The following is a 24,166-nucleotide window of genomic DNA, read 5'->3' as shown; positions in this document are numbered from 1 at the left end:
TCCCGTGATGGTTTTTTTGCACCGCCCGTCACACCAGATTCATAAACAGCCCTCAGGATGACGATTTCCAAGGATTCGTCAGCCGTGCAGCGAGGCAATTCCACGGACGGTTTTCAGCGTTCAACAAGGCTTGTGCGCCGGATGTGTCTGGGGTGGCTGCTTGGCTGTGCGGCGGGCCAGGCCATGGCCGACGCTGTGCCGGCGGACCTGCGGATGACGCTGCACATTCCGGCACAGGATCTGGCCCGCGCGCTGGATCAGTACAGCCACGCTACTGGCGTTGCGGTGCTGGTCGACAGCCAGTTGAGTCGCGGTCGTCGCTCGCTGGCGGTGGACGGTGAATTCACCGCCGCCGATGCCCTGCGTCGATTGCTCGGCGGCAGCGGTTTGATGGCGCGTTATGCCCGCGACGATGCGTTTACGTTGCAAGTGGCGCAGGTCGAAGACGTGCCGACGCCGCCGCAAAAACAGACGCCGGAAAGCGTCGCGGTCAACCGCAGTTACGCGACAGCGGTGCAAGCAGCGATCGAGCGCAACCTGTGCCGCTCGCCGCTGACCCGTCCGGGCAGTTACCGCGCGGTGTTGCAGGTCTGGGTCGGCCGCGACGGCTTGGTGCAGCACAACCGGTTGGTCACTTCGACCGGTGATGTACGGCGCGACAACGCGCTGGTGGAAAGTTTTCGCAACCTCAAAATCGACCGGCCGACGCCCAGCGCCTTGCGTCAGCCGGTCACGTTGCTGTTGTTACCGGAGTCGTCAGGGAAACGCATGGAATGCACCAAATGGGAAGGAGTTTCCGGGGGATGAAAGACACCGGACAAGGTTCGATGGTCCAACTGTTCCTGACGTCCTACGAGGACTTTCGGGTGCGCCTGCGCCGGCGTCTCGGCTCGGAGGATCTGGCCAACGACGTGCTGCACGAAACCTACCTGCGCGTCGACCGTATGGAGACGCCGCCGAACGTCCTGCGGCCCAACGCCTACCTCTATCGCATGGCCCTGAACATCGCCGCCGACCGCCGTCAGGCCGATGCGCGCCTGCTCACCGGCGAGGAAGTCGAGGAGCTGCTGCAAATCGGCGACGAGGCACTGGACCCGGCGCGAGTGGTCGGTGGGCAAAAGGAAATCCAGTCACTGCTCAGTGCGTTGTATGAGCTGCCAGCACGGCGCCGGAAGATCTTCATCGCCGCGCGCCTGGAAGAGGCGCCGCACCTGGAAATTTCCCAGCGTTTCGGCATTTCCACGCGCATGGTCGAGAAGGAAATCAAAGCCGCATTGGGCTTCTGCGCCGCAAAACTGGAAAGAAAAGTGTTTCAGCGGTTCGGTCGCGGGGCCGGAAAACCGTCTTCTGAATAGTGCCCGATCAATTCGTTGAGAATCTGCGCGTTTGAACATCTTTCGACTGACACCTGCCGAGCCATCGGCGGCCGACAATCTGCACAGCGAAGCCCGCGACTGGCTGGTCCTGCTGACCTCCGGCCGCGCCACCGTGGCCGACGCCCGCGCCTTGCGCGAATGGTGCGCGCAGAGCGCCGAACATGCGCAGGCTTTCGAGCAGGCCAAGGTGTTGTGGCACAACCTGCAACCCGCCGCAGAAGGCGTGCAGGCACCGCGCGGGTTTGGCCGTCGCGCCTTTCTCGGCGGCGCGATTGCCGCGTCCGCGGCGTTTTTGCTGGTACGCGGGACCATTCCCGGCGGCTTCGAAGGGCTCGGCGCCGACTACATCACTGAAGTTGGCCAACAGCGCCGCTTCGAACCGGCGCAAGGCGTGAGCCTGGAGCTGAACACCCAGACGCGGATCAATCAGCGCTCCATCGATAACGGCGTGCAAGGCTTTGAACTGGTCAGCGGCGAAGTCGAAGTGCAGACCGCGCGGTTGCCGCTGGCGATGCAGGCTGGAGGAGGGTGGTTGCGCGCCAGTCAAGCACGTTTCAACCTGCGCAACACCGATCAACAAGTCTGCGTGACCTGCCTTGATGGCGCGGTTGAAGTGGATGTTGAAGGTCGCAGCTTGCGCCTCGAACCGGGCCAGCAAGTGACCTACGACGCCCGGCAAGTCGGCAGCGTACAAAGCGTCGACACAGCCGCCGTGATGAACTGGCGCCAACAAGTCCTGGTCTTCAACGGCGCGACCCTCAGCCAGATGATCGACGAAATCAACCGCTACCGCCCCGGCATGTTGCTGCTGCTCAACCGCGAACTCGGCCAACGCCGCGTCCAGGCCCGCTTCAGCCTCGACCAACTCGCCGGCGTCGCACTGCTCATCCGCGATGCCTACGGCATCAAATGCACCGAACTACCCGGCGGCGTAGTCGTCCTCAGCTAACCCACACCCACCAACACAGCGCCACCCCCTGTGGGAGCTGGCTCGCCAGCGATGGCGGCCTCACAGCCAACCACCCCCCAACTGACTACCCCCAATCCAAATGTAGGAGCTGCCGAAGGCTGCGATCTTCTGATCTTCAAAATCAAAGTCAAAAGATCGCAGCCTTCGGCAGCTCCTACAGGAATATCCGAGCAGAAGGGATACATGTCACTCCAACGGCCCAATCACCTGCCGATACTTCTCCACCCCCTGCGCCGTCCCCCGACTCAACCGAATCTCCAACCCCAACGGATCCTCCCGCCGATTCCCGCTCAACTGCCGCCACCCCTTATCCACCTCCCAAACCCGCACCTGCACATCACTGACATCACTCAAAACAGCCACCCCATTCCCAGGCGCCGGCAGCGGATACCGACTCCGCGCCTCAGCCACCGCCCGATACAACGTGTCGCCCTTGACCCACCATCGCACCCGCTGCAACGCCCCCGGCTGATCCGCCGCCGTACGAATAATGTCCAACCGAAACCCCTTACTGTCGCTACTGCGTACAGTCAGAGCGGGCGGCGCCGTCACTGGCTCATCATCCACGCCAACCTTCTTCGGCTCCGTCAACTCAATCCCCGCCCGCATCTCCACATCCCGCTGCAACTGATTCAGCGCCCGCAACAAACCGTCACTCTGCTCACTGCTCGCCTGCAAATGACTGTCCGCCCGCGTCACACTGTCCAGCCCCCGCCAGGCAATCAAACTCACCACCGCCATCAACAGAATCGCGACCATCACCTCAATCAACGTAAACCCTTGCTGGCGCTTCATTGCAGGCTGATCCTTCCGCTGCCATCACGCAGCACACTCAAGCGATTCAACCCATCCGACAACGTCAATTGCAGCGGCGGATTAATCCACTCAGCGTTCAGCACGACCTTCTGTTTCGGCTCCACCCGCACCTCCATCTTCGGACTCTGCCAGGCACGCGGCCGCAACTGCGGATCCTGCGCGAAATGATCAAACCCCTTGCCACTGTCACTGCGCCGACTAAAGCGAAACCCCTTGGCATCACTCACCCACACAATCGGCCGGCCATCGGCCCGAGCCTCCGCCTGCGCCACCTGCAGCAACTGCGCCACCCGCTCAGCATCCTTGCGCAGCAACTGCAACGGATCCGGCTTGATACTCAGGCTGATCGCCGCACTGGCGATGCCGATGATCACCAGCACCACCATCAACTCGATCAGCGTAAAACCCTGTTGCCTGTTCATCGCGCGCGCGCTCCTTTGCGTCCTGCGCCATCGTGCACGGCCAACATGTAAGGCGTGTGAAATAAAACGGAGAGAATTGCCGCGTAGGCTGACAGCAGGGATAAAAAGGAGATTCAACCCATGACCTTCACCGCACGCATTTCCCCACCCCAAATAGTCCAGGCCCTCGCGCTGCTCGCCGCGCTGGTCGGCGTGGCGACATGGTCGTCGCTGCTGCTGACCTCCGCCGAATCACACACCCCGGCAGCGGCCCCGCAGTTGCTGGCGGCGCGCAGTGATAGCCCGGCGTTGCAGTGGTTTTCCAATCAAACGGCGCCGATGGATATCAAGGTGAGCGGGGTGATGGCGGGGAGTCGGGGGGCGGTGGCGATACTGAGTTTGAACGATGGGCCGCCGAGGAGTTTTTTGCAGGGGGAGAAGGTGGGGCCTGGGGTGAAGTTGGTGGCGGTGGAGGGGGATGGGGTGGTGATTGAGCAGGGTGGGGAGACGGTGCGGTTGGGGGTGGAGAGGTTGGGGGAGGGGGTGGTGTTGCCGAGGTTGGTGAGGCCGTGATTTGCAGGGGAGGGGTCAGTATTTTTGCCGTTTCTTTAAGTGCCAGTTCAGTTCGAGTGACTCTGTAAAGGCTCTGCATTTCACAGCCCCGCTTTAACCAAATTGCCGCTCTGACGCTTAGTAGGATGGCCAAGATGGCCATTTAATGCTACGTATACTTCTACCAATTCGGACATTCAGCGCCCAGATTGCTCTGGACGCTTGCACCCAAACGCGTAACAGGAGTTGCTAGGCATGAGGGATACCTTTCCAGTTGAACACGGTCTATCCGCTTCTGTGGCCGATGGGTTGGTCTACCGATCCGAGGGGGCGATTTCCCTCACTGATGTTCAGTACCTCGCGTTGGAGTCTGGCGTGGCGCATGGACGAAGCATGCTGGTGGTTTCCCCCACCTCCACCGGAAAGACTCAAATTGGGCTCTGGGCTATTGCTGAAGGACTACTGACGGGGAATAAAACAGTCTATCTGGTGACCCACCGCGCACTGGCCAAGCAGAAGTTTGAAGACTTCAAAACGTTGTTGTTGGATAAATATTTAGAGAACGATGGTGCTTCCATGGTTATTGCCACGGGGGACTACGTCGAAGATGCCATGGGGCAGTATTCTGCGGCTCCTCTAAGTGCTCCTTTGGTAATTGCTACATATGAAAAATATTTAGCGCTACTGTCGGCATCTGGGGTGCCGAAAAGCATGCAAAATACGATTGTCGTGTGCGATGAAATTCAGCTGATGGGAGACGAAAACCGCGGGCAAAATGTTGAAGTCCTTTTAACTCTTATGCGGAACGCGGGTTGGAAACAGTTTGTAGGATTGTCAGCAGTTTTAAAAAGCAAGGACGCCCAGGACTTAGCTAACTGGCTGCGGGTTCAGCTTATTTTCGAGCAAAAGCGCGAGAAACATTTACGGTATGAATGCTGGATTGGCGATCAGATTTATTCGGTAAGCAGTGCGAAACCTGATGTGATGGAATCGGACAAGCGACTGCCTGCTGGCGTTAAAGCCGAAACGATTTCAGCTTTAACATATCTGCTTAAGCAAGAAAGTCCCCCGCTTCCAATCATCGTCTTTTGCATGAAAAAGCAAGATACTTATGATCTTGCTGAGGCTTTTGTAGCTTCGTACCACAAGGGTAAGCAAGGACAGCTGTCGTTAGAGTTTGATACCTTGCCTGAAACTTCAGCTAACACGATGCTAGCGAAGATACTGGATCTCCGAGTTGCGAGTCATAATGCGGATTTGACTGACGAAGAACGAGGAGTAGTGGAACGTTATTTGTCAGAAAATAAGCTGGATGTTGTATTTGCTACAAGTACTTTAGCAGCAGGAGTGAATTTTCCTCTAGGGGCAGCAGTATTTGCTAATTGGGAACGTTGGGACGGCCAGCAAAGGCAGTATGTCGCAATAGATAGCGCAGAGTTCCACAACATGTCCGGGCGGGTCGGGCGTATGGGGTTTGAACATGCAGAAGGGCGTGTAATATATTTTGGTACCGGGCCGCAACGCGCACTAGCTACAAGTTATCTATCAATAGAGCAGCTTCCTGAAATCAAAGCGCGAATTGTGCCTGGTAGGTTCGGTCAGCTTTCACTGCAACTGATATCTTCAGGGTTGTGCAACAACAGAGCCGAGCTTGAAGAGCTCGTTTGCACAACGTTCAGTGCGTTAAGGGAAGAAGATAACAACTTAACTGCATTTAAGACGTGGCCGAGTAAAGTCGGTCTTGCTCTGGCTGGGTTGATTGATGCTGGCTTCGTCGTTGAAACATCTGGTGGGGACCTAAGCCCTACGCCAGTGGGGCGAGCGGTCGGGTTCAGTGGTTTGCTACCTGAAACCGGGGTGTTTTTAATCAACTTTCTGTCTAGGAAATCACTTTATTTGGCAGAGCTCATTGGGCATCTTGAATCGGCGGATCTCAAGTCCAGGCTAGAGATGCTTATCTTTTCCGCATGCTTATCCAGCCCTGAGTTTCGTCCGAGAAATGGAGTCAAACCTACTCGGTTCCTGCATTATCAGTTGAAAGATCCTATTTATGATGCGCAGCACCTCGCAGATGACCTAATGGAATCAATTTGGCAAGTTGATCCAGTACCTACTAACGCGGCATGGTTGTGCCAGAAATGGACTAGCGGTGTTGAGATTAGGGCGATTGAGCGTGAAGTTAAATCTCTGAGTGCTGGCGCTATCAAAGAAATGAACAGAAACCTATCCTGGGTCCTGCAGGGCTTAGCTGGGATAGCTATGTCCGCCGCCGATAAGCGCGTGCCGCCAGTTCTTCGTCCGCCACAATTAAGAGTGGATGATACTTTGCTGCGCGCTATATCTAAGTTAACGCGCTACATTCGAAGATTGGCATATAGAGTCCAAGAGGGGTTGCCTGATGACATTCTCTGGATGACAGGTGTATCTCCGGCGGGTAGCGCTCTAAAGCTATATAGGCATGAAATGCTACTCTTGAAGCAGCATGGAGTTATAACGCCGCAACTGCTTATGCTTGGCAGTCCTGAGGCAAACTCAGCAAGAATTTTAGCTTTTGTAAAATCTAAGCCTAATGCTCAAGCTAAAGCAAATTGGGTACGAGACGCTTGTCGAGATTGGAAAGTTGATCAGCGAAAACGAATGTCTGTGAGACATCTGAAACGAGCTAGCAGATGCGATAGCAAGGCTCTAATCGAGAACTATTATGAAGCGAAAGGTGATGCGTTTGAAGTGGCGTTTGAACAGGTTCTTGTACAGCTAAATGTAGCGTTCGAGAAATTAGATGATAAGACTAAAACTGGTGCGCCCGACTATTTAATCAAATTCTTCGATTCGCCTCCTGTTGTGGTCGAGCTAAAATCGAAAGAGGGAGATAAACTTGTCGATTACAACAAGGCGGTAGAGGTTTTAGCGGCCTCCGAAATACATGGTTTTAGAGACTGCTTTTGCGTAACTCTTTGCCATCCAGGAGTAGATCCGAGTGTGCCACAGCAAATTGCATTCTGTGGCCGGTTAAGCGTAGTTGAAAGTGGGGATTTAGGTGAGGCTCTATTACGATTGTGTGAGGGAAGCCTAACGCAACAACAAGTGTGGCAGTGGCTCTGCACCCCTGGGCAAGCCGTCGCAGAAGATCTACCATTTCGTTTGTATAATTGATTAGTTTCTACAATAAAATGGTGAGGCCTATAGCCCTGCTATTTCTAGTAGGGCTGAAGGCCTTATATCTAGTGCGTAGGCGATTTTGATAACTTTCAAAATTCTTACTGATCGCCCATGGTCTCATGGATATTTTCGATTGACTGGTTATGGTCGGAAGCTGCTGTGCGTGACTTCTTCCGATTAATAGTGGGCGCTTGCCTATTCGCCCATAAAAATAATTGACATATAGTTAGGCTCAATGCTGTTTTCTGAGCACCACAAGTCAAAACGCTCAATCTCCGATCCGACGAACCCTGTCTCATCGTCATTGGTGATCACGTACGTTTGTGAATGTATTGGTCTGACGTATCCGTCAACACGCATGAACTGTCGAGTACTTACTAAGGCCTCAGCCATTTGTTCAATAGTTACACCATGATTTTGGATTAGATATTCACTCATGCCGTCATCCAAAGGAAGATATCCTCCATGCATTGCCATTATATTTATTGCAGATATTTCAGCCTGATCTACCTTCGAAGGCGACCAAAGATTATTATCGTCTCGTACCATATGTTTTTCTTGGAATTCTTCAGTTCTATAAGCCCAGCCTGCGGCATCACCGATTTCCTTTGCCTCCGCAATTAATAGGGGCTGAACACTATCCATATGAAGTCCATCATCCCAAGGCATTTTGGCGTTAAAGTACTCGCCAATTTTTGACCAGATCAATTCTAAAATCAACTTTGCAGAGTTGTGCCTGGTAGAAAATACCGAAACCCATTCATTTTTATTCTGAATAACTAAAAAAGGATTGCCGCCACCTTTCACGAGGCAGAAGTTATTGGATGTAACAAGTGTAGGGATGCTTGGTATCCCCCAGCCACCTCCGCTTTTCCAAGCTTCTTCAAGAATATCTGAAAATGCAGTTCTAAGACCTTTTTCGGTTTTATATCCCTCGTAACCATGGATTATAGAAATAGGCGCCAATGACTCTTGAACAAGTGCATAAAATAATATGCCATCAGCTTTCGATAAGTGGTGCATGTCAAGATATTCCTCAGGTCCTACTCTGCCAGTTAATTGAGAGAAACGTCGGCGCGCATTAGTGATATCTGGTTTGTATCCTTCATTAATCAATCGATCTTCGAAATTATCAGCAAATTTTCTTCTGATTTTGGCCAAGTGCTGCATTGCATCAGCGTAATCAGCCTTACGCAAACTTTTCTTGACTTCGAAAATGCAAAGCACGCTATTTATGTCATATTTGTGCTGCTGCGTAAGCCCAAATCTTTCCCCCTGGCCATGAACCAACATACAATCAATTTGCTCAGCTAGCATCTCACCCCCAATTGAGATAAAACCTGAAACAACACGCAAATCTAAGTGCTTGGGAATGGCGAAATCTTGATATAGACCTTGCTTCGTTATCTCTTCATAGGCAGTGCCGAGAGTCGGCATGTGAGGCATATCAAATCCATCGAGCTTTCTTTTCTCGATTTCAATGAATTCTTCAAGAAGCTCCGATGCTTTGCGAATCATATAACCTCCATTGGCAATTTTTTCTATAGGTTGTGAAATAACTTTATTATCGCCGTCTACAATTGTCGCTTGTAACCGATTCAAGTCCGTTAAGATCGGTAGTAAGCGTCCACTCATGGTATCAAAGAAAGAATCCACTTCCGCTTGGTAGTAACATGCCATCGCTGCTCTCGCCGATTACCTGCGCGAACTGTAGTTTATTATTTTTTATAACGAACGCATCACTTCTCGCACAAGCTTTTCAAACAGGTTCCGGTGGTGGGGCTGGTTGATTTGGATGCGGCCGATTGAATGGTCGCTTTGGTTCGGGCCATTGCCTGGAACGTTGCCAGTCTGTTGCCGGTTTTGGGGGGCTTGCGAGTAGAAGCGGCCCTCACCCCAGCCCTCTCCCGGAGGGAGAGGGGGCCGACCGAGTTGTCTTGCGGGGTATATCGACCTGAAAGATTTTGGCGATTGTGGCTTTCAGGAAAAGGACCTGGATTTATTCTTGAAAAATACATCCGTACCTTTGAATGTTCCTGACGGGGCACCGTATCAAGATGTGCCTAGTCGCTCAAATCAACGGCATTACCGTTAGCCCGGACATAATAATTATCGAATTCACCGCTTTCGACGAACACGAAGCCATGGCGAGTGTAGAAGCGATTTGAAGCGCTTTCCTTGAGTGCACCCACCTTGATGGGACGCCCGATCTCATCAGCCTCTCTGAAAATCCGAGTAAGCACTTCAGAGCCGATGCAGTGGTCTAATTTCCCCGGACACCCCGATAGGTGGAAAATACATCTATCGAGGAGTTATTCATGACCAAAAAACGCAGGGCATTCGACGACAGCTTCAAGCTGCAAGTCGTGAAGATGATCAAGGATCAGGGGCTAACCGTTACGCAGGTTTGCCAAGATTTGAACATTGGTGAGACAGCCGTTCGACGCTGGGTTCAACAGTACGAGGCAGAGCAACTGGGGCAGGCCGGAATCGGCAAGCCATTGACGGCAGAGCAACAGCGCATCCGGCAATTGGAACAGGAAAATCGCCAGCTCAAGATGGATAACGACATCTTAAAAAAGGCTACGGCCTTCTTTGCCCGCGAGCTGAAGTAAGGTATCGACTGGTTCGGCAGCTGCAACAGAAGGCCTACTCAGTGACACATGTCTGTCGGTTACTGAGCATCAGTCGCTCGGGCTTCTATGAGTCGCAAAAGCGTGCTGATGCGCCCGTCCGGCAGAGTTGTCCTGTCGTTGTGCAACTCAAGGCGTCTTTTGCCGAGAGTGGTGGCTGCTACGGCAGCCGGCCCTTGCGCGACGCTTTGCGCGGCAAAGGCCTGTCTGTTGGGCTGTATAAAATCCGCCGTTTGATGCGTGCCAATGGGCTACGTTCGGCTTGGAAGCGCAAGTTTGTGCACACGACCGATAGCAATCATGATCTGCCGATTGCCGAAAATGTACTGAGCCGAAAATTTGATCCGGCGGCGCCAAACAAGGCTTGGGTGGCAGACATCACCTACATCCGCACCCGCAGTGGCTGGCTGTATCTGGCCGTGGTGTTGGACTTGTTTTCACGCAAGATCGTGGGCTGGTCGATGGCTCCGAACATGCCGGCAGAGCTGGTGTGCACTGCGATGCAACTGGCCATCGCACAGCGCCAACCGCCGCCAGGCCTGATTGCCCACTCGGATCGTGGCAGCCAATACGCGAGTGCAACTTACAGAGAGTTACTGGCAAGAAACGACATGCAGCAGAGCATGAGCCGTAAAGGTAATTGCTGGGACAATGCGGTGATGGAACGCTTCTTCCTGAGCTTGAAAATGGAGCGGGTATGGCGACGTGACTACGCCAATCATACCGAAGCGATCCGCGACATCACCGAGTACATCGTTGGGTATTACAACAACGAACGGCTTCACTCGAAACTGGGATATCTGCCACCGACAGTCTATGAGCGGGCGATGGCGTCAAAACCACCTATCGAGGTGTCCGGAATTAGTTGACCACTGCACGATTCCTGCTCCTTGAGCACTGGGTATCACATACAAGTGGTCAAGCAGCAGCTCGCTGTGCTGGTCTTTGATTACGACAAAACCGACCAGATCACCTGAGACTTCTATGCGGCGTGTGCTGTTAGCGTCGAACCCAGCAAGAAATCGTTCGCGCGCACGATCCGGGTTAAATCGTCCAAGCCGTTCAAGGCTCTCGCGCATGGCCTCAATCCTTATGGCTACCAGATCTTCCAGGTCGTTATTGGACGCTGCGCATAAAACGACAGCGGAGTTTTGATCAGCGGAGGCTGGCATAACGAGCACCCTAAACATGGCCGGTCGGTGATTATAGAGAACAGCATCCGCATAACCACTGCGGCCTCGGTTCAGGGGAGGCGATGGCTCCTTGTCAGCTTCAGGGGGATGTGTTCGCCGGACGCTTACGTCTGTTGAGGCAAGGGGACGGATCTGTGGTGGGGGCCGAGACGCAATGAAGATTCCGATAGATATGCGGGGGGCGGGATCACTGGGTGATTGAGCGGTGTTGGTTCTGGCGCTTTCGCGAGCAGGCTCACTCCTACAGGGGGGTTGGGTCGGTACGGATATTTTGTTCGGCTGAGGTAGGGGGGCGAACCATCACCCTCATGGGTGATGGTCGACGTATTGTGCGAATTAGAAATTCGGGGTGTAGGAGAAGCCTTGCGATGCTTCGGTATCGGAGAACGGTATTACCGGCGATTTCTTGTTGAACAGGCTGTTGACGACGGAGCCTGGGAACATTTCGATGGAGTTGTTGAACAGTTCGACGTTGCGGTTGTAGATGGTGATGGCCGCGCCGACGTTTTCTTGCTGTTCGGTAATCTCACGCATCATGTTGTTCGCCGATTCAGATGCTTTCAGGTCAGGGTAAGCCTCGAAGGTGACGCGCAAGCCACCCATCAGCTCCCTTGAAGCGGTTTCTACTGTCGCGAGGGCATTGCCGTCCGCTCCAGCAGGCAGGCTGTGGATCGCGCTGCGCAGGCCGGCGATTTTTTCGAGGAGGCTGGACTCGAAGACCATGAAGTCTGCGAGCACTTTTTGCAGTTGGTCGAGCACCTTGGTCTTCTGGCGTTCGTAAACGAGGACGTCCGACCAGGCACGTTGGACTCGGTTGTGACCGCCAACAATGCCGTTATAGATGACGACGCCCGCTACGATGATGACTACAGCGATAACAATGGCGAGGGTGAGTGTAGTGTCCATGTCTTACTTCTCTTGGCGGCTTGTTAGGGGAGAGGCGGCAAAGTTGTCATCGTGCAGTTCACTGAGTGCATGACTCCATTGGAGTGCAGACACCAGGCCCGGCAGTTCGACACCCGCAGCAATTTCTGCGTAAAACTCGTTGGGTGAAGACAGCGAATATTGAGTACCGTACGTGAGCAGGTCGCTGTTGGCGAAGCTGAGGCAGAGTTTTCCACTGTCGGCGAACTCCAGGTTCGGAACCTTGAGTACGTTGAATACCTTCAACAAGTGCAGCACCGTCGAAGGTTTGATGAACTTCGCACAGGTCATCTCGCTGCGCCCGGTCAAACGGAACGCTTTATTAAAATCCGGAGACGCCGTGTCCATGCGGCTCGGATAGTCGTTTTGTGATTGCCCGTCAGTTCTGACCGATACGCCGGTGACCCACGGAAAGTCGATGACCAGACTGTAGCGGTCGTAGTGGTCATACACCACTCGAGTCTCTGTTTTAGTGCCTCCCTTGCCGTCGTTAACGGTGATTTTTACCTTTCGTTTGTCGACGTAGTGCAGGCGGTGGTACTCGTAAGCGAGGTTGTGCAGCGGGCCGGTAAATACACCCTGCATCGACTGCAGCAATTCGCGGCTGTAGTTACCCCGCCGGTAATCAGCAAATTGCGCATCCAACTTGCTGAGGGTATAGCGCGGGTCTTCTGCCAGGCGGGTCAATCCGTTGTGGAAGTAGGATGACAGGCGAGCGATTCTGCTACTGAGTGAAGGCAAACGATCAGATTTGGTCTTCATCCATGCCAGACTTCCACCGGTAGAAACGATGCCGAGCACACCAAGGATCACGGGGAACAAGTCGGGGTCAATTTGCAGACGGTAAAAAAAAGAAGCGACGGTGTAGGTGTTCGCATACTTGGGAAAGGCCACCGCGCTCGCGATCAATAGCAGGCCCGCGCCGAAAAACCACCATGCGCGTGTGAAACTGAATTTGAGCGGGCCGTTGTACGAGACGAACTCTTGGATCGTCTTCAATAGGTCGGTATTGGATTGAGCCGTGGCAAGACTGGCTTCGCTGTCAGCCAGCAACTTGTTTAACTTCGCGTTCTGCGATGTGTTGGCCATGTCAGGTATCCATTGATTCAGGGATGCCTGATGCGCGAGCAACGGCCTGGATTGAGGATTTGGCTTTGTTCATAAACTGTCAGAAATGTTGAAAAGGAGTGGACGATACCATTGTTGTGCCATCACTGCTTCTGGTGGATAGCAAGCGTTGGCAATGGTCGAGCATTGCGACAGGCAATCCCCTGTTAAAGCGAAGCACACGCGCTGTTTCCGCTGCCCAAGATATTCATGTAGGAGCTGCCGAAGGCTGCGATCTTTTGATTTTGCCTTTTAAAAGCCAGATCAAAAGATCGCAGCCTGCGGCAGCTCCTACAGGGGGTGGTTTAGTAGGGTTTCGAGTTTTGCTAGGGGCGGTGCATCCTGGTTACGGTCGAATACCTGGATGCCGATTTTTAGCAATCGACCATGTTCTGCCGACGCGATCACTTGTTCACAGCGCAGCAACAACCGCCCCTGATCGCAGTCCTGCGCTTTCATGCCCATCGGCAACTTGCCTTCCAGGCGCAGCTCGGCCATGCGGCTTTGCGCCGCCAGCATTGCAACCGAGCGATCCCGCAGAATCCCGCTGCTCTGCGTCATCAACCCCGCCACGCGCACAGCCGCCGACATCGCCACGGCAATAATCGCCAGCGCCACCAGCACTTCAATCAATGTGAAACCGTCTTCCCGCGAACGCGCACGCATAAACCGCCCAAAACCAAAACCCAGCCGTCGACGCTAACCCCCGTGCTTGACGGCTTGACGACGAAAACACCCGAGGATTTTCAACATCACTGACATATCTTCTTGCAACACTGCGCGTCGAATCGAATCAAGCCAGGGATTGTCGAGATGGATATCGCACCTTTCAAATCGCTTCAGCAACCGTTGCGCACGCCGCGTGGGCAGCAGGGTTTTACCCTGATCGAGATCATGGTGGTCGTGGTGATTCTGGGGATTTTGGCAGCGATGGTGGTGCCCAAGGTGCTCGACCGGCCGGATCAGGCGCGGGCGACGGCGGCGAAGCAGGACATTGGTGGGTTGATGCAGGCGTTGAAGTTGTATCGCCTCGATCACGGCACTTACCCGAGCATGAATCAGGGGCTGAAGGTGTTGGTGGAGCGGCCGGCGGATGCGAAGAACAGCAATTGGCGTTCGTACCTGGAGCGCTTGCCGAACGATCCGTGGGGGCGTCCTTATCAGTACCTCAACCCCGGCGCCAATGGCGAGATCGACATCTTTTCCCTCGGTGCCGACGGTCAGCCTGACGGCGACGGCGTGAATGCCGATATCGGTTCCTGGCAGTTGTAAGGCCGGCCATGAACAGCCGCTCGCCTGAGGGGGCGAAGCAACAGGGTATGGCGATTATCAGCGCGTTGTTGATTGCGGCCGTGGTGGCGGTGATTGCGGCGGGCATGTTGACGCGCCAGAGCGTGTCGACCCGTGCGCTGGAGGCGGATCAGCAGCGTGTGCAGGGGCGTTGGCTGGTGCAGGGCGGGTTGGAGATCAGCCGACAATTGCTCTGGGACGACCGTCAGCGCGACCCGTTGACCCGGCTCGATCAGCCGTGGGCGAAGCGTCTCTCCACGCAAGGTTTTGAAGGGCGGCTGGAGGATGAGCAGGGCAAATTCAACCTGCGCAATCTGGTGGCCAACGAGCGGGTTGATGAGGCGCAGGTCGCGGCGTTTCAGCGCTTGTGCGAGTTGATCGGGGTCAGTGCCGGGTTGAGTCAGCGCATCAGTCAGCGGGTGATTGCTTCGTACCCGCGACTGCTGAATGCGCAGATGGCCGAGGCGCCGAAAAGTGGTTTCGACAGCGGTCGCGCGACGTCGCCCAACGCTTCACACAAACCGCAGAATCCGACAATGCCGATGCTGCGCAGCCTTGATGATTTGCGCAGCCTGGACGGCGTGAATGAGGCGGTGATGGGCAAACTGGCGCCGTACCTGACGGTGATTCCGGCGACGACCTGGCTCAACGGCAACACCGCCACGGCGCCGGTCTTGGCTGCGTATGTGCCGGGGCTGTCGCTGGAGCGTGCCAATGCGTTGATCGCCGAGCGTGATGCCGGGCGCTGGTTTATCAACCGTGGCGATTTCTTCAACCGTTTGCGCATGCCGCAACTGGAGTTGACCAGCGTCAAAGTCGGCATCACCAGTGACTGGTTTCGCCTGCGCGGCGAGGCGCGACGCGATCAGCGGCGGGTCAGTCTTGAGGCGTTGTTGCATCGCAGCGAGGACCGCTTGCCGCAGGTGATCTGGTCGCGGGTGGGCGTATGAGTCAGTTGAAAGTGGCGTTGCCGCCGTTGGCGGAACTGGATCTGCACAGTCAATTGCACTGCGCTTGGCTGGATCGTCAAGGCCAGGTCACGCGGGAAGAACGCCATAGTCTGAGCCAGTTGGGCCAGCAGTCGAAACTGCCACCGCTGGTGTGTTTTCTGCACCCGGCTGACAGCCTGTTGGCGAGTCTCGATTTACCGCCGTTGCCCGCCAACAAGATTGTCGCGGCGGTGCAGTGTGCGGCGCAGGCGTTGATGCTGGGCGACAGCAGCGAGATGCACATTGCGCACAGCTCGCGGGACGAGGCCGGGCAGGTGCAGATCGCCTGGGCGCCTCGGCAGGCGTTGTTGCGTTTTGGTCAGTTGCTGAAAAGTGCTGGGCTGAACCTGCGCGGACTCTACCCGGCGCCGTACTGTTTGCCTGTGTTGCCCGGCACCGTTGCTTGCGTGCAGGACGGGCATTTATTGCTGCGTGACAGTGTGCAAGCGGCGCGGGTGCAGCCGTTGTTCGATGACGGCCTCGACGGTGTTGTTTGGGAACCGGGTGCGACTCTTCACTGGATCGGCGATCAACCGCCGCCGGGTGCTGAATTGCCGATGAGTGATGCGCAGCGCTGGACTGGGCCGTTGCCCGGTTGGGGGCTGCACGGCGCGGTGCAAACGCAGAACACCGAGCATCGCGGTTGGGGCCGAGCCATTGGATTTTCGGCGTTGGCCGTGGCGGTGTGGGTGATCGGTTTGAACCTGTATGCCGCCCGCGAAGCTGGGCAGGGTCAGCAGTTGAAAACCCAGATGAACCTGCGGGTAAAACAGGCCTTCCCTGAGTTGCCGGTGATCCTCAACCCGCTGCAACAGGCCCGTCAGCAACTGGCGGCGCGGCAGAAGGGCGCGGCGGATGATCCGGCGCAGACTTTTAATCGGCTGGTGTTGCAGGCGGGCAGCGGCATGCCGTCGATGGCCGGCAGTGTCGAGCGGCTGGCGTTTGTCGACGGTGTCTTGCAACTGAGTCTGCTGAGCGATGCCCGTCGCGGCGGCAATGATCAGGAGTGGCAAAGCACTTTGGCCCAGGCCGGTATCAGCGTGACGGCAGATGACGAGGGCTGGACTTTGCGTCCGGCCACTGAAGCCACCCCAAGCGAGAGCGATGACAGCGGCGGAGCAGAAGAAGATGAATAGGGCCTCGCTCGCGCTGTACCGCGCCAAGTGGCAACGCTTTAACGCTCAGGTGCAGGCGCGCTGGCAGCCGTTGGCGTTGCGCGAAAAACGCATGGTCGCCGGCATGGCCGTTGCGCTGATCGGCTTGCTGCTGTGGGTCGCGCTGATCCAGCCGCCGCTGAAGAAAATCACTTATTGGCAAGCGGAGACGCCAAAGCTGCGTGCGCAGACCGAAGCGCTGGAAGTGCTGCTGCGTGAAGTCAGCGTGCGCCCGGACGGGCAAAACGTGGCGCAGTCGCTGGAGCAGACTCTGCAAGCCAGCGGCCTGGCCGGGCACTATCAATTGCAGGCCGGGGAGGCCGGTGCCTGGCAGTTGACCTTCGACGCGGCGCCGGCCGACGCCGTGCTCGACTGGCTGTTGAGCAACCCGGCACAACTTTCTCTGCAAGTGGTCGAGGCCCGTTTGCAACGCGCAGACAACCCCTCGACCGAAGTCACTGCCGGCACTTTGTCAGGCACCGTTCGCATGGATCAGGCGCTGGGCGCTAAGGAAGCTTCATGAAGGGGTCAGGATCCAAACCGGCACGTCTGGCGTTGCCGATGCTGCTGATGGCGTTGAGCGCGTGCAGCAACACCACCACACTGCAGAACCAGCCGCCATTGCTGGTCGACAGTGAACTGGGCCGGCCGCTGGCCAACACCCAGCGCAGCGGCGACGCGGTGCTCGACCGCGAACGTGCGCAGGCCCAGGCGCGACCGGCGCCGAAGCAATTGCACAACATCAGCAAGAGTGCGCGCAGTGGGGCGGCGGCGTCATCGGGCATTGCCTTGGCGAGTAATCCTTTGGGCGATCAACCGGTGACGCTGAATTTTGTCGACGCCGATATTCAAGCGGTGGTGCGGGCGTTGTCGCGTTCCACCGGGCAGCAGTTTTTGGTCGACCCTCGGGTGAAGGGCACGTTGACGCTGGTGTCCGAAGGTCAGGTGCCTGCGCGGCAGGCTTACGACATGCTGCTGGCGGCGCTGCGCATGCAGGGTTTCAGTGTGGTTGATGTCGGCGGTGTGGCGCAGGTGGTGCCGGAGGCGGATGCGAAACTTTTGGGTGGGCCGATTTACAGCGCTGACAAACCGGCGGGCAATGGCATGCTCACGCGCACGTTTCGTCTGCAATACGAGAACGCGGTGAACCTGATTCCGGTGCTGCGGCCGATCGTTTCGCCGAACAATCCGATCAATGCCTATCCGGGCAATAACACCATTGTCATCACCGATTACGCGGAGAACCTGACCCGCGTTGCGCAGTTGATTGCGAGCATTGATTCGCCGAGCGCGATTGACACCGATGTGGTGCAGATTCAGAACGGTATCGCTGCTGACATTGCGCCGATGGTGGCGGATTTGTTGGATGCGCCGGGCAATGATCCGACGCAGAAAATTGCGGTGATTGGTGATCCGCGTTCCAACACCATCATCATTCGTGCCGGCAGTCCGGAGCGTACCGAGCTGGCGCGTAATCTGATCTACAAACTGGATAACGCGCAGAGCAATCCGAGCAATCTGCATGTGGTTTATCTGCGTAATGCGCAGGCTGCGAAACTGGCGCAGGCTTTGCGGGGTTTGCTCACGGGAGAGAGTGACAGCGGCACCAGCGACAGTGCGCGATCGGTGCTCAGTGCGATGGGTGGCAGCACCGGTGGCAATGCTGGGCAGAATGGCCAGAGCGGTACGCAAAGCAGCGGCTCAACATCGACTAACAGCAGCGGCGGCACGGGCGGCAGTTACGCGCAGGGCAGTAGTGGCGGCGGAACCAGCAGTGGCGGCGCGCAGAATAGTGAACAGAACGTCGCTTTCAGCGCCGGTGGCGTGACCATTCAGGCTGACGCCACCACCAACACCTTGCTGATTTCTGCGCCGGAGCCGTTGTATCGGAACTTGCGTGAGGTGATCGATCTGCTTGACCAACGCCGCGCGCAAGTGGTGATCGAAAGCCTGATCGTCGAAGTCGGCGAGGACGATGCCAGTGAGTTTGGAGTGCAGTGGCAGACCGGCAACCTCGGGGGTAATGGCGTGATCGGTGGCGCGAATCTGGGTGGTTCGGGGATCAACGTCACCGGCAAGACCAGCATCGACGTGTTGCCGCAGGGTTTGAACCTGGGCTACGTCAACGGCACCGTCGATATTCCGGGGATCGGCAAGATTCTCGACCTGAAAGTGCTGGCCCGGGCGTTGAAGAGCAAGGGCGGCACCAATGTGCTGTCGACGCCGAACCTGCTGACGCTGGACAACGAAGCGGCGAGTATTTTTGTTGGCCAGACCATTCCGTTTGTCAGCGGCAGTTACGTGACTGGCGGTGGGGGCACCAGCAACAACCCGTTCCAGACGGTGACCCGAGAAGAGGTCGGCTTGAAGCTCAACGTGCGCCCGCAGATTTCCGAGGGCGGCACGGTCAAGCTCGATATTTATCAGGAAGTCAGCAGCATTGATGAACGCGCCTCGAACAGTGCGGCGTCGGCGGGGATTGTCACCAACAAACGCGCGATTGATACCAGCATTCTGCTGGATGACGGGCAGATCATGGTGCTCGGCGGGTTGCTGCAGGATGGCTACAGTCAGAGCAACGACGCGGTGCCATGGCTGGGCAGTCTGCCGGGGATTGGTGCGTTGTTTCGCAACGAGCGCCGGGCGATCACCAAGACCAACCTGATGGTGTTCCTGCGCCCGTACATCATCCGCGACAGCGAAGCGGGGCGCAGCATCACGCTCAACCGCTACGACTTCATGCGCCGCGCCCAGGGCGGTTTGCAGCCGGAACGCAGCTGGGCAATGCCGGACATGCAGGCGCCGCAGTTGCCGACGGCGGCACAGGGCGTGCCGGCGGTGGCGCCTACCGCAGGCCCACGCGCCACGATAAAAGCCGTGCCAATTGAAGGGAGCACGCGCTTTTGAAACCGACCCTCAATCTGAAAAATAACCCTGTGGCGAGGGGATTCATCCCCGATGGGTTGCGAAGCAGCCCCAAAACCTGCAACCACATTTTTTCAGACATGCCGAGTGTTTCGGATTTGCGACTGCTGCGCAGCCGATCGGGGATGAATCCCCTCGCCACAGGGGACCGGATTGCCAAAGCAATCGAGTGCAACACCGGACCTGTAGGAGCTGCCGAAGGCTGCGATCTGTTGATCTTTGGCCCCTTGGGTCCGTCGAAGAGCCAGATCAACAGATCGCAGCCTTCGGCAGCTCCTACATGGGGTTGGCGGGTGGGCAATGCCGCAGGGGATCTGGAGGGTTTGAGATGAGTGTGTTGCCTTACGCCTGGGCCAAGGCGCAGCGGATTTTGTTGTGTGATGGGGTGTTGACGGTGTGTCCGTCGACGCCGGGCTGGTCGATCAGTGAGGCGCGGCGGCAGTTTGCTGCGACCACGATTCAGCGGGTGCGCGATGATGAGCTGGATGGTTTGCTAGCCGCCGCTTACGCCGACACCGGCAGTGCGGCGGCGGTGGTCGGGGCGGCGGAAAACGAAGTCGACCTCGATCGGCTGATGCAGGACATGCCGGAAATCACCGACCTGCTCGACACTCAGGACGGTGCGCCGGTGATTCGCATGATCAACGCGCTGCTGACCCAGGCTGCGCGCGACGAGGCCAGTGACATTCACATCGAACCCTTCGAAACCCATTCGGTGGTGCGCTATCGGGTCGACGGCACGCTGCGTGACGTGGTCTCGCCGCGCAAGGCGTTGCACGGTGCGCTGGTGTCGCGGATCAAGATCATGGCCCAGCTCGACATCGCCGAAAAACGCCTGCCACAGGACGGTCGCATTGCCCTGCGTGTGGCCGGTCGGCCGATCGATATTCGTGTTTCAACCGTGCCGACCGGTCACGGCGAACGCGTGGTGATGCGTCTGCTCGACAAACAGGCCGGGCGTCTGCACCTGGAAACGTTGGGCATGGATGCGCAAGTATTGGCCAAACTCGATCACCTGATCCGCCAGCCCCACGGCATCGTCCTGGTCACTGGCCCCACCGGCAGCGGCAAAACCACCAGCCTCTATGCGACACTCGCGCGCCTCGATGCGAGCACCAGCAACATCCTCACCGTGGAAGACCCGGTGGAATACGACCTCCCGGGCATCAGCCAGATTCAGGTCAACGCCAAGATCGACATGACCTTTGCCCTGGCGTTGCGAGCGATCCTGCGGCAAGACCCGGACATCATCATGATCGGTGAGATCCGCGATCTGGAAACCGCACAAATCGCCGTGCAGGCCTCGCTGACCGGGCATTTGGTGTTGGCCACCTTGCACACCAACGATGCGGTGTCGGCGGTCAACCGCTTGATCGACATGGGCGTCGAACCGTTTCTGTTGGCGTCTTCAATGCTCGGCGTGCTCGCGCAAAGATTGGTGCGACGCCTGTGCAATCAGTGCAAGCAAGAAGACCCAACGGCACCGGACACCTGGCGCCCGGTGGGTTGCCCGGCGTGCAATCAAACCGGTTACAGCGGCCGCACCGGCATACACGAATTGTTCTGCATCGACGACGACATCCGCACCCTGATCCATCAAGGGGCAGGGGAGCAGGCCTTGCGCGCCTCAGCGGCCAAAGCCGGGATGTTCAGCCTGCGTGAGGACGGCGAGCGCTGGATTCGCAGCGGCGCCACGGCCCCTGAAGAAATCTTGCGTGTGACACGGGACGCCTGATGAATCGCTATCGTTTTGAAGCTGCTGATGCCACTGGCAAGATCGAATCCGGGCACCTTGAGGCGGACAGTCAAAGCGCCGCTTTCACAACATTACGCGGGCGCGGGTTGACCGCACTGTCGGTGCACAAGGAAAGCAATGTCGCCCAACACGGCGGTGGTGGATTGTTCAGCGCCAAACTTTCGGACAACGATCTGGCCTGGGCCACGCGGCAATTGGCGAGTCTGCTGGGCGCGAGTCTGCCGCTGGAAGCTGCACTCAGCGCCACAGTCGAACAGGCCGAGAAAAAACACATCGCCCACACCCTCAGCGCTGTGCGTGCAGATGTGCGCAGCGGCATGCGTCTGGCGGAATCGTTGGCGGCAAGGCCACGGGATTTTCCCGAGATCTACCGCGCACTGATTGCGGCTGGCGAGGAGTCCGGCGATCTGGCGCAGGTCATGGAGCGGCTGGCGGATTACATCGAGGAGCGTAATAACCTGCGCGGCAAGATTCTCACCGCGTTTATCTATCCGGGTGTGGTCGGGCTGGTCTCGATCGGCATCGTGATTTTCTTGCTCAGCTACGTAGTGCCGCAGGTGGTCAGTGCGTTTTCCCAGGCGCGGCAGGACTTGCCGGGATTAACCCTGGCGATGCTCAACGCCAGTGATTTCATCCGCAGTTGGGGCTGGTTGTGTGCGGCGATCATCGCAGGCGCGTTCTGGAGCTGGCGCTTGTATCTGCGCAATCCGGCAGCACGTTTGAGTTGGCATCATCGGGTGTTGAAGTTGCCGTTGTTCGGGCGATTTATTCTGGGCCTGAACACCGCACGTTTCGCCTCAACGTTGGCAATTCTCGGTGGCGCCGGGGTGCCGTTGTTGCGCGCACTGGAGGCGGCGCGGCAGACCTTGTCCAACGACCGCTTGAGTTTGAGTGTCACTGAAGCAACGGCCAAGGTGCGTGAGGGCGTGAACCTGGCGGCAGCGTTGCGCGTGGAGAATGTGTTTCCACCGGTGTTGATTCACCTGATCGCCAGCGGCGAAAAGACTGGGTCGCTGCCTCCGATGCTTGAGCGCGCGGCGCAAACCCTGTCGCGCGATATCGAACGCCGGGCAATGGGCATGACGGCGCTGCTTGAACCGCTGATGATTGTGGTGATGGGCGGGGTGGTGTTGGTGATTGTGATGGCGGTGTTGTTGCCGATCATTGAGATCAATCAATTGGTCCAGTAGCAGGTTTTGATGGTGTCTGACCTGGCCTCATCGCTGGCAAGCCAGCTCCCACAGGGGGCGGAGTTGTTGATGCGATCTGTGTCACAACAGAAAACCTGTGGGAGCTGGCTTGCCAGCGATGGGGCCAGTCGGGGCAATAAATAATCCAGATTTTTTCCCAGGACTGCGGCATCACCCGACCCTCGATTCCCCCATCCTCGGGTTCTCCTTTCTGTCATCTGCAACCACCCGCCAACGGCTCCAGCCCGATTCCGCCAAACCCCCAATCCAGACGCGCCGCCGGCCAGCGCAAACACCCGAGAAAATGCCTTCAGAAACACCTCGCAGCTCCCGAGGTTTTTTCCTTTATCTGTCACCGGAAACTGCGAATTTCTCAGTGCGACTTCACCACGGCCAACGCCAGCGAGGGCCCGGTGAGTCTTCCCAGTGTCATGCAAGCAACCCCGAAAACCTGTGTTCACAAACCAGTTGAAAAGGAGATTCTTCATGTTCAAGCGCACTCTGATCGCCGCCTCCCTGACCGTCGCCGCTCTGGCTTCCGCGCAAGCCATGGCCGTTACCGGTGGTGGTGCAACGCTGCCTGCCGCTCTGTACAAAGGTTCTGCCGACAGCATCCTGCCAGCCAACTTCTCCTACGCCGCCATCGGTAGCGGCGGTGGCAAGACTGCTTTCCTGAAGAACAACCCGGCTGGCTTCGGCACCACCGGCACCGTGCACTTCGCCGGTAGCGACTCGATCCTCAGCGCTTCGGAACTCAGCACCTACAACACCGACTTCGGTGCTTCGTACGGCCCGCTGATCCAACTGCCTTCGGTGGCCACTTCGGTTGCTATCCCTTACAAAAAATCCGGCCAGACTGCTCTGAACCTGACCAGCGCTCAGCTGTGCGATGCTTTCTCCGGCGCTAAAACCACTTGGGGCGCTCTGCTGGGAACGGCTGACACCACCCCGATCCGCGTGGTTTATCGCAACGTTTCCAGCGGTACTACGGAAATCCTCACCCGTCACCTGAACTCGGTTTGCTCGAGTCAGTTCGTGACCAACTCGACCTTCACTGCCGCTCGCGTCGGTGGCGGCGCTCTGCCTACTGGCTGGGTCGGCGTTGCCAACACTTCTGATGTTGCCACTGCCGTTAACGCGGTTGATGGCTCCATCGGTTATGTCGGTCCGGACGGTGTCGACGCTACCAGCAACGCTGTCGTTGCTCGCGTAAACGGCGTTCAGCCAACGTCGGCCAACGTCACGCTGGCACTGTTGTCGGCGTCCGCGCCTTCGACTGCAGCCCAGGCCGCAAACCCGGCCAACTGGTCGCCAGTGGTGCCTAACCCGACTTCCGGTTACAAACTGGCTGCTTACACCAACTTCATCTTCGGCCAGTGCTACAAGGATGCAGCCGTGGCCGCTGACGTTAAAGCGTTCCTGACCACCCACTACAGCAACCCGGGCAATAACGCCGCGACTCAGGCTCACAAATTCGTCGCTGTGCCTACCGCCTGGAAAACCGCTGTAACCGCCAACTTCATCACCAACTCGTCGGGCAACAACCTGGACATCAACAACGCCAGCGTCTGCAACGCTATCGGTCGTCCTTAAGCTCAGACTGCCGTAACACAAATGACGGCAACCTTCGGGTTGCCGTCATTTTTTTTGCCCGACTACTCCTCGAACATGAAGTTTGTGTGACATCCGTTCGGTCGCGGCCCTCGCCAACGGCCTATGTCGTAACAGCAG

General features: G+C 57.0%; 21 protein-coding genes and 2 pseudogenes. 15 read left to right on the top strand and 8 right to left on the bottom strand.

Annotated elements, in window-relative coordinates; genetic code table 11:
• The first annotated feature begins 141 nt into the window (after nt 1-141).
• Genes ACZZ0B_RS12960 through ACZZ0B_RS12950 form a run of 3 tightly spaced genes read left to right on the top strand, consistent with a single transcriptional unit; the run spans nt 142 to nt 2,325 of the window.
• Nucleotides 142-807, top strand: a complete 666-nt coding sequence (locus ACZZ0B_RS12960; RefSeq protein ID WP_463545395.1) for a secretin and TonB N-terminal domain-containing protein — start codon at nt 142-144, stop codon at nt 805-807.
• Nucleotides 804-1,355, top strand: coding sequence for an RNA polymerase sigma factor (locus tag ACZZ0B_RS12955; protein WP_007913935.1), 552 nt, complete (start codon nt 804-806; stop codon nt 1,353-1,355). Before ACZZ0B_RS12960 ends, ACZZ0B_RS12955 begins: the two co-directional genes overlap by 4 nt.
• Before the next feature lie 31 nt (nt 1,356-1,386).
• Nucleotides 1,387-2,325: a FecR family protein gene (locus ACZZ0B_RS12950; protein WP_463545393.1), complete on the top strand. Its 939-nt coding sequence runs from the start codon at nt 1,387-1,389 to the stop codon at nt 2,323-2,325.
• A gap of 207 nt (nt 2,326-2,532) precedes the next feature.
• On the opposite strand, the gene ACZZ0B_RS12945 is transcribed toward ACZZ0B_RS12950, so the two are convergent.
• A complete protein-coding gene (locus ACZZ0B_RS12945) occupies nt 2,533-3,141 on the bottom strand; it encodes a prepilin-type N-terminal cleavage/methylation domain-containing protein (RefSeq protein WP_463545392.1) in 609 nt (202 codons plus the stop codon).
• Complete coding sequence (gene gspH, locus ACZZ0B_RS12940; RefSeq protein WP_007913940.1) at nt 3,138-3,584, bottom strand: type II secretion system minor pseudopilin GspH; 447 nt, start codon at nt 3,582-3,584, stop codon at nt 3,138-3,140. Before gspH ends, ACZZ0B_RS12945 begins: the two co-directional genes overlap by 4 nt.
• 120 nt (nt 3,585-3,704) lie before the next feature.
• Between gspH and ACZZ0B_RS12935 the strand changes: the two genes are divergently transcribed.
• Both ACZZ0B_RS12935 and ACZZ0B_RS12930 read left to right on the top strand, forming a co-directional pair.
• Nucleotides 3,705-4,136, top strand: coding sequence for a type II secretion system protein N (locus ACZZ0B_RS12935; RefSeq protein WP_463545391.1), 432 nt, complete (start codon nt 3,705-3,707; stop codon nt 4,134-4,136).
• Between the two features lie 234 nt (nt 4,137-4,370).
• Nucleotides 4,371-7,268: a DEAD/DEAH box helicase gene (locus tag ACZZ0B_RS12930; protein WP_463545390.1), complete on the top strand. Its 2,898-nt coding sequence runs from the start codon at nt 4,371-4,373 to the stop codon at nt 7,266-7,268.
• 201 nt (nt 7,269-7,469) lie between these two features.
• On the opposite strand, the gene ACZZ0B_RS12925 is transcribed toward ACZZ0B_RS12930, so the two are convergent.
• Nucleotides 7,470-8,954 (bottom strand): DUF6602 domain-containing protein, encoded by a 1,485-nt coding sequence (locus ACZZ0B_RS12925; RefSeq protein ID WP_463545389.1) that lies wholly within the window; start codon nt 8,952-8,954, stop codon nt 7,470-7,472.
• A 383-nt stretch (nt 8,955-9,337) separates the two neighbouring features.
• Nucleotides 9,338-9,532, bottom strand: a pseudogene (locus ACZZ0B_RS12920) (GNAT family N-acetyltransferase); the annotation flags it as partial.
• Between the two features lie 60 nt (nt 9,533-9,592).
• Between ACZZ0B_RS12920 and ACZZ0B_RS12915 the strand changes: the two are divergent.
• A protein-coding gene (locus ACZZ0B_RS12915) for an IS3 family transposase (protein ID WP_202949186.1) occupies nt 9,593-10,776 on the top strand; the annotation gives its coding sequence in 2 pieces (ribosomal slippage) (nt 9,593-9,857 and nt 9,857-10,776; 1,185 coding nt in all).
• Nucleotides 10,777-10,785: 9 nt separating this feature from the next.
• Here the strand turns inward: ACZZ0B_RS12915 and ACZZ0B_RS12910 are convergent.
• The 4 genes and pseudogenes from ACZZ0B_RS12910 to gspI all read right to left on the bottom strand — a co-directional run.
• A pseudogene (locus ACZZ0B_RS12910) lies at nt 10,786-11,079 on the bottom strand (GNAT family N-acetyltransferase); the annotation flags it as partial.
• A 357-nt stretch (nt 11,080-11,436) separates the two neighbouring features.
• Complete coding sequence (locus ACZZ0B_RS12905; protein WP_008087941.1) at nt 11,437-12,006, bottom strand: LemA family protein; 570 nt, start codon at nt 12,004-12,006, stop codon at nt 11,437-11,439.
• Nucleotides 12,007-12,009: 3 nt separating this feature from the next.
• Nucleotides 12,010-13,113 (bottom strand): hypothetical protein, encoded by a 1,104-nt coding sequence (locus tag ACZZ0B_RS12900; RefSeq protein ID WP_463545388.1) that lies wholly within the window; start codon nt 13,111-13,113, stop codon nt 12,010-12,012.
• A 309-nt stretch (nt 13,114-13,422) separates the two neighbouring features.
• Nucleotides 13,423-13,797, bottom strand: a complete 375-nt coding sequence (gene gspI, locus ACZZ0B_RS12895) for a type II secretion system minor pseudopilin GspI (protein WP_463545387.1) — start codon at nt 13,795-13,797, stop codon at nt 13,423-13,425.
• Nucleotides 13,798-13,944: 147 nt separating this feature from the next.
• Between gspI and gspG the strand changes: the two genes are divergently transcribed.
• From gspG to ACZZ0B_RS12850, 9 genes are all read left to right on the top strand, one after another.
• Complete coding sequence (gene gspG, locus ACZZ0B_RS12890; RefSeq protein ID WP_007918211.1) at nt 13,945-14,403, top strand: type II secretion system major pseudopilin GspG; 459 nt, start codon at nt 13,945-13,947, stop codon at nt 14,401-14,403.
• A gap of 8 nt (nt 14,404-14,411) precedes the next feature.
• Nucleotides 14,412-15,371 (top strand): type II secretion system minor pseudopilin GspK, encoded by a 960-nt coding sequence (gspK, locus tag ACZZ0B_RS12885; RefSeq protein ID WP_463545386.1) that lies wholly within the window; start codon nt 14,412-14,414, stop codon nt 15,369-15,371.
• On the top strand, nt 15,368-16,546 hold the full coding sequence (gene gspL, locus ACZZ0B_RS12880) for a type II secretion system protein GspL (protein WP_463545385.1): 1,179 nt from the start codon (nt 15,368-15,370) through the stop codon (nt 16,544-16,546). Before gspK ends, gspL begins: the two co-directional genes overlap by 4 nt.
• The gene (gene gspM / locus ACZZ0B_RS12875) at nt 16,539-17,087 is read left to right on the top strand and encodes a type II secretion system protein GspM (protein ID WP_463545384.1); all 549 of its coding nucleotides are present in this window, start codon (nt 16,539-16,541) and stop codon (nt 17,085-17,087) included. Before gspL ends, gspM begins: the two co-directional genes overlap by 8 nt.
• The gene (gene gspD / locus ACZZ0B_RS12870) at nt 17,084-19,471 is read left to right on the top strand and encodes a type II secretion system secretin GspD (protein WP_463545383.1); all 2,388 of its coding nucleotides are present in this window, start codon (nt 17,084-17,086) and stop codon (nt 19,469-19,471) included. Before gspM ends, gspD begins: the two co-directional genes overlap by 4 nt.
• A complete protein-coding gene (locus tag ACZZ0B_RS12865) occupies nt 19,468-19,821 on the top strand; it encodes a hypothetical protein (RefSeq protein WP_463545382.1) in 354 nt (117 codons plus the stop codon). Before gspD ends, ACZZ0B_RS12865 begins: the two co-directional genes overlap by 4 nt.
• Complete coding sequence (gene gspE / locus ACZZ0B_RS12860) at nt 19,818-21,224, top strand: type II secretion system ATPase GspE (protein WP_463545381.1); 1,407 nt, start codon at nt 19,818-19,820, stop codon at nt 21,222-21,224. Before ACZZ0B_RS12865 ends, gspE begins: the two co-directional genes overlap by 4 nt.
• Nucleotides 21,224-22,435 (top strand): type II secretion system inner membrane protein GspF, encoded by a 1,212-nt coding sequence (gene gspF / locus ACZZ0B_RS12855; RefSeq protein WP_463545380.1) that lies wholly within the window; start codon nt 21,224-21,226, stop codon nt 22,433-22,435. Before gspE ends, gspF begins: the two co-directional genes overlap by 1 nt.
• A gap of 486 nt (nt 22,436-22,921) precedes the next feature.
• Nucleotides 22,922-24,028, top strand: coding sequence for a substrate-binding domain-containing protein (locus ACZZ0B_RS12850; protein WP_440095192.1), 1,107 nt, complete (start codon nt 22,922-22,924; stop codon nt 24,026-24,028).
• Nucleotides 24,029-24,166: the final 138 nt, after the last annotated feature.

The sequence above is a fragment of the Pseudomonas sp. AC247 genome, from assembly GCF_979258015.1.
The sequence above is the reverse complement of the archived record's forward strand: the minus strand, read 5'-3'. Positions and strand labels throughout refer to the sequence as shown.

Bases quoted from the DNA above. Each gene is read 5' to 3' on its own strand.
- ACZZ0B_RS12960 (WP_463545395.1), top strand. From the start codon at position 142: ATGTGTCTGGGGTGGCTGCTTGGCTGTGCGGCGGGCCAGGCCATGGCC.
- gspG (WP_007918211.1), top strand. From the start codon at position 13,945: ATGGATATCGCACCTTTCAAATCGCTTCAGCAACCGTTGCGCACGCCG.
- gspD (WP_463545383.1), top strand. From the start codon at position 17,084: ATGAAGGGGTCAGGATCCAAACCGGCACGTCTGGCGTTGCCGATGCTG.
- ACZZ0B_RS12930 (WP_463545390.1), top strand. From the start codon at position 4,371: ATGAGGGATACCTTTCCAGTTGAACACGGTCTATCCGCTTCTGTGGCC.
- gspK (WP_463545386.1), top strand. From the start codon at position 14,412: ATGAACAGCCGCTCGCCTGAGGGGGCGAAGCAACAGGGTATGGCGATT.
- gspH (WP_007913940.1), bottom strand. From the start codon at position 3,584: ATGAACAGGCAACAGGGTTTTACGCTGATCGAGTTGATGGTGGTGCTG.
- gspF (WP_463545380.1), top strand. From the start codon at position 21,224: ATGAATCGCTATCGTTTTGAAGCTGCTGATGCCACTGGCAAGATCGAA.
- gspL (WP_463545385.1), top strand. From the start codon at position 15,368: ATGAGTCAGTTGAAAGTGGCGTTGCCGCCGTTGGCGGAACTGGATCTG.
- ACZZ0B_RS12850 (WP_440095192.1), top strand. From the start codon at position 22,922: ATGTTCAAGCGCACTCTGATCGCCGCCTCCCTGACCGTCGCCGCTCTG.
- ACZZ0B_RS12925 (WP_463545389.1), bottom strand. From the start codon at position 8,954: ATGGCATGTTACTACCAAGCGGAAGTGGATTCTTTCTTTGATACCATG.
- ACZZ0B_RS12935 (WP_463545391.1), top strand. From the start codon at position 3,705: ATGACCTTCACCGCACGCATTTCCCCACCCCAAATAGTCCAGGCCCTC.
- gspE (WP_463545381.1), top strand. From the start codon at position 19,818: ATGAGTGTGTTGCCTTACGCCTGGGCCAAGGCGCAGCGGATTTTGTTG.
- ACZZ0B_RS12955 (WP_007913935.1), top strand. From the start codon at position 804: ATGAAAGACACCGGACAAGGTTCGATGGTCCAACTGTTCCTGACGTCC.
- gspI (WP_463545387.1), bottom strand. From the start codon at position 13,797: ATGCGTGCGCGTTCGCGGGAAGACGGTTTCACATTGATTGAAGTGCTG.
- ACZZ0B_RS12945 (WP_463545392.1), bottom strand. From the start codon at position 3,141: ATGAAGCGCCAGCAAGGGTTTACGTTGATTGAGGTGATGGTCGCGATT.
- ACZZ0B_RS12900 (WP_463545388.1), bottom strand. From the start codon at position 13,113: ATGGCCAACACATCGCAGAACGCGAAGTTAAACAAGTTGCTGGCTGAC.
- gspM (WP_463545384.1), top strand. From the start codon at position 16,539: ATGAATAGGGCCTCGCTCGCGCTGTACCGCGCCAAGTGGCAACGCTTT.
- ACZZ0B_RS12905 (WP_008087941.1), bottom strand. From the start codon at position 12,006: ATGGACACTACACTCACCCTCGCCATTGTTATCGCTGTAGTCATCATC.